4 protein-coding genes are annotated in these 4,716 nt (G+C 72.7%); 2 read left to right on the top strand and 2 right to left on the bottom strand.

All coding sequences use genetic code 11. The features are described from left to right. On the top strand, positions 1-867 hold an 867-nt coding region (locus WMJ97_RS14470), incomplete at its 5' end, for an ATP-dependent helicase C-terminal domain-containing protein (protein ID WP_347349712.1). Positions 868-916: 49 nt separating this feature from the next. After that, positions 917-1,330 carry a DUF3151 domain-containing protein gene (locus WMJ97_RS14465; protein ID WP_347349713.1) on the top strand — a complete coding sequence of 138 codons (414 nt, stop codon included), beginning with the start codon at positions 917-919 and terminating at the stop codon, positions 1,328-1,330. A 30-nt stretch (positions 1,331-1,360) separates the two neighbouring features. Here the strand turns inward: WMJ97_RS14465 and WMJ97_RS14460 are convergent, their stop codons facing one another. After that, positions 1,361-2,590: an FAD-dependent oxidoreductase gene (locus tag WMJ97_RS14460; protein ID WP_347349711.1), complete on the bottom strand. Its 1,230-nt coding sequence runs from the start codon at positions 2,588-2,590 to the stop codon at positions 1,361-1,363. A gap of 89 nt (positions 2,591-2,679) precedes the next feature. Continuing rightward, positions 2,680-4,377 carry a glutamine--tRNA ligase/YqeY domain fusion protein gene (locus WMJ97_RS14455; RefSeq protein ID WP_347349710.1) on the bottom strand — a complete coding sequence of 566 codons (1,698 nt, stop codon included), beginning with the start codon at positions 4,375-4,377 and terminating at the stop codon, positions 2,680-2,682. Between the last annotated feature and the right edge of the window lie 339 nt (positions 4,378-4,716).

Here is a 4,716-nt window from a genome sequence, read left to right as displayed (position 1 = left end):
CTCGGCCAGGAGTGGCTCGCCGTCGCCGATGTCACCCGCGCCGACGGGCGCGCCGCCGCCGGTCAGGGCGCCGTGATCCGCGCGGCGGCGTCCCTCTCCGGCGGGCTCGCCCGCGAGGCCGGCGCGGGGCTGCTGGCCGAGGAGACCGCCGCGTCCTTCGACGCCGGGCGCGTGACCGCCCGCCGCACAACGCGCCTCGGCGCGATCACGCTCACCTCGACCCCGGTCGCGCCCACCCGCGCGCAGGCCCGGGACGCCGTCGCGTCCGCCCTCGCCCGCGACGGGCTCGGCCTCGTGGGCTTCTCGGACGCCGCGGCGTCCCTGCGGCGCCGCCTCGCCTTCCTGCGCGCGCACCTCGGCGACCCCTGGCCCGACGTCTCGGACGCCGCCCTCCTCGCCAGCGCCGACGAGTGGCTCACGCCCACCCTGGACGCCCTGGCCGCCGGGCGCCCGCGTCCGGTCGGCGCCGACCAGCTCCGGGCGCTGCTGCCGTGGCCCGAGGCGTCCCGGCTCGGCGAGCTCGCGCCCGAGCGCGTGCGGGTGCCCAGCGGGTCGGCGATCCGCGTCGACTACCCGGACGCCGACGGCCCCGACCCTGACGCCCGTCCGGTCGTCGCCGTGAAGCTGCAGGAGTGTTTCGGCTTGTCGGAGGCTCCTCGACTCGCCGGCGGGCGCGTGCCCGTCGTGCTGCACCTGCTGTCGCCGGCGCGGCGTCCGCTGGCGGTCACCGACGACCTGGCGTCGTTTTGGACGAACGTCTACCCGGCCGTGCGCGCCGAGAACCGCGGGCGTTACAGCAAACATCCCTGGCCCGAAGACCCGTGGACCGCGCCCGCCCGCCGCGGCACGACGGCGTCCGGACGGTGACGCCCGCCGACGCCGGCCCGCCGGCGTCTGGTTGACTGGGGCCATGTCGATGGTGGGAAAGAACCTGGTGGGACCCGATCCGACGCTGCTGCCCGACGACCCCGAGGTCGCGGCGCGTATCGCCGCGGGCGACGAGCCGGAGGACCTGGCGGCCAGCTTCCCGGCGTCCTCGCTCGCGTGGGCGATGCTCGCCGAGGACGCCTGGGGCGAGGGCCGCGTTGTGGATTCGTACGCCTACGCGCGCGTCGGCTACCACCGCGGCCTGGACGCCCTCCGTCGCGCCGGCTGGCGCGGCGCCGGCCCGGTGCCCTGGTCGCACGAGCCGAACCGCGGCTTCCTGCGCGCCCTGTACAGCCTCGGGAGGGCGGCCGGCGCCATCGGCGAGAACGACGAGGTGCAGCGCATCGCGACGTTCCTCGACGAGTGCGACCCGGACGCCCGCGGCGCGATCGCCGGCGCCTGACCCCCGTATCGGGGAGCAGGCGCCCGCCGGTCAGAGGTCGGAGTACGCCACCGACGGGTCGGCGAGCTTCTCGGGGTCGACGACCCGGCGCTCGGCGACCAGCGGCTTGACCTCGTCGACCACGTCCCAGACGTTTACGTTCATCGCCTGCAGGATGTGGTTCTCCGCGTCCAGCCAGAACGCCACGAACTCGCGCCCGGCGACGTCGCCCCTGGTCACGACCCGGTCGTAGGAGCCCTGCGGCGCGAACCCGACGCACTCCATGCCGAGGTCGAACTGGTCGCTGAAGAAGTAGGGCAGCTCGTCGTAGACGTCGTTCCCGCCCAGCAGCGACGCGGCGGCGACCGCCGGCTGGCTCAGGGCGGCCGCCCAGTGCTCCACGCGGATCCGCCGGCCCAGCGTCGGGTGGTCGGCGTGGGCGATGTCGCCGACGGCGTAGACGTCGGGGTCGGACGTCCGCAGCGACGCGTCCACCAGGACGCCGTCGTCGACGGCCAGCCCCGCCTCCTCGGCCAGCCGCACGTCGGGGGTCGCGCCGATGCCGACGATGATCGCGTCGGCGTCCACCGTGTCCCCGCCGCCGAGCAGGACGCCGGTGGGCTCGGTGCCCTGACGCAGGATCTGCTCCACGTGGGCCGTGGTGCGCAGATCGACGCCGTGGTCGCGGTGCAGCGCGGCGAAGACCTCGGCCATCCCGGGGCCGAGCACCTTCAGCAGCGGCAGCGTCGACTCCTCCAGCACGGTCACCTCGGTGCCGGCCGCGCGCGCCGTCGCGGCGACCTCGAGGCCGATCCAGCCGCCGCCGACGATCGCGACGCGTTTGCCGGCGCCGAAGAGCGGCTTCAGCGCGTCGGCGTCCTCTTTCGTGCGCAGGTAGTGCAGCCCTCCGGCGGGGGCGCCGGTGCTGGTGAGTTCGCGCGGGGTCGACCCGGTGGCGAGCACGAGCTTGTCGTAGGCGATGCTCGTGCCGTCGGCGAGGCGCACCTGGCGTCCGACGGTGTCGACGGACGTCGCGCGCGTGCCCAACCGGAGGTCGACGTGCTGGTCGCGGTACCAGTCCTCGTCGTGGACGAGCGCCTCGTCGAACGTCGACCCGCCGCTCAGGTAGTCCTTCGACAACGGGGGACGCTCGTACGGCAGCCGATCCTCCGCGGCCAGCAGCGTGACCGTGCCCTCGAAGCCCTGCTCCCGCAGCGCCTCGGCGGTCTTGGCGCCCGCCAGACCGCCTCCGATGATGACCACGTCGTGGGGCGTGCTCATGGCGATGACCTCTTCCCTCTCGAGATTCGATGCATCCCCAGTTAACTCCGGAGGTTCCGGGGAATCCAGGGCCGGGGCGTCCGGTCTCGTCAGCCTGACGACTTCGCCTGCCGCTTCTGAATGGACGCCCACTCGTCGCGCAGACCGACGGTCCGGTGGAAGCGCATGGGCTGATCGGGGTCGAGCGCAAAGTAGCCGAGCCGCTCGAACTGCACGACCTGCCCGGGCTCGGTGTCGGCCAGGGCGGCCTCCACCTGGCAGCCGGTGAGGGTCTCGCGGCTGTGCGGGTTCAGGTCGTCGAGCGCCTCCCCCGTCGCCTCGCCCGGCACCTCGGTGGTGAACAGCCGGTCGTACAGGCAGACGGACGCCTCCTCGGCGTGCGCCGCCGACACCCAGTGCATCGTGGACTTCACCTTGCGCCCGTCGGGGGCGTCCCCGCCGCGGGTCGCGGGGTCGTAGGTCGCGTTCACCTGGACGATCGCGCCGTCGGCGTCCTTCACGACGTCGGTCGCCGTGACGAAGTACGCCCCGCGGAGCCGCACCTCGCGGCCCGGCGACAGCCGGAAGTACTTCGGCGGCGGCACCTCGGCGAAGTCGTCGGACTCGATGAACAGCTCCCCCGAGAACGCGACCGACCGGACGCCCTCGTCGGGGTTCTCCGGGTTGTTGACCACGTCGAAGTGCTCGACGACGGGACGGCCGTCGGCGTCCGTCGGCCAGTTGGTGATGACGAGCTTCAGCGGCCGGAGCACCGCCATCCGCCGTCGTGACGTGCGGTTCAGCTCGCGCCGGACGTAGCTCTCGAGCTCTTCGATCGCCTTGCGCGAGTTCACCTTCGTCGTGCCGATGGCCCGGCAGAACGCGCGCAGAGCGGCCGGCGGGTAGCCGCGCCGGCGCAGGCCGCGGAGGGTGGGCATGCGCGGGTCGTCCCAGCCGTCGACGACGCCGTCGTCGACCAGCTTCTTCAGGCGCCGCTTCGAGGTGACCGTGTGGGTCAACTCGAGGCGGGCGAACTCGAGCTGGCGCGGCCGGTCGCCGGTGAGGGGCAGATGCTCGAGGAACCAGTCGTACAGCGGCCGGTGGCTCTCGAACTCGAGCGTGCAGATGGAGTGGGTGACGCCCTCGATGGCGTCCGACTGGCCGTGCGCCCAGTCGTAGGTCGGGAAGATGACCCACTCGGTGCCCGTGTTGTGGTGCTCGGCGTGCCGGATGCGGTACATCACCGGGTCGCGCAGCCACATGTTCTCGTGGGCCATGTCGATCTTCGCGCGCAGCACCTTCTCGCCGTCGCCGAACTCGCCCGCGCGCATGCGGCGCAGCAGGTCGAGGTTCTCCTCGGGCGTCCGGTCGCGGTAGGGGGAGTTGACGCCGGGGCGTCCGAAGCCGCCGCGCTGGGCGGTGATCGTCTCGGCGTCGGAGTCGTCCACGTAGGCCAACCCCTGCGTGACGAGGTGTTCGGCCCACGCGTACAGGGGGCCGAAGTAGTCCGAGGCGTGCACGACCGAGTGCGGCTGGTAGCCGAGCCAGGCGATGTCGTCGACGATCGAGCGGACGTACTCCGGCTCTTCCGTGCCGGGGTTCGTGTCGTCGAGGCGCACGTTGCAGAGGCCGTCGAAGTCCTCGGCGACCCCGAAGTCCTGGACGATCGCCTTCGCGTGCCCGATGTGCAGGTACCCGTTCGGCTCCGGTGGGAACCGAGTCTGGACGCGCCCGCCGTACGTTCCCTGCTCGTTGTCCTTCCGGACAGCCTCGCGGATGAAGTCGTTCGCGGCAGCGGGTTCGGTCATGCGCACAGGCTAGCAATGGGCGCCCGGCGTCCCGGGGGGCGTTCACCGTGGTGGGAGGCGTCCGGGGGAAGGGAGACGCTCGCGGACGCCCCTCCCCTCGGCGGCGGCGGAACGCTTGCAGCGTTTGCGAAACGCCTGCAGCAAACCGCGGAACGCCTGCAGCGTTTCCATAACGCCTGCCTCCGGCGAGAACGCTGCCTTACGTAAGGCAGCGTTGTGGCTTAAGCCCGGCGTTTCGAGAACGCCTGCAGCGTTGGCGGAACGCCTGCAGCGTTTTCACAACGCCTGCAGCGTTTCACTGCGCTGGCTAGCACTCACCGGGGTAGGCAGCGCCGTGGT

This window comes from Nigerium sp., from assembly GCF_039811905.1.
Classification (GTDB): Bacteria; Actinomycetota; Actinomycetes; order Propionibacteriales; family Propionibacteriaceae; genus Propioniciclava.
This window is presented reverse-complemented; position numbering and strand designations above follow the sequence as displayed.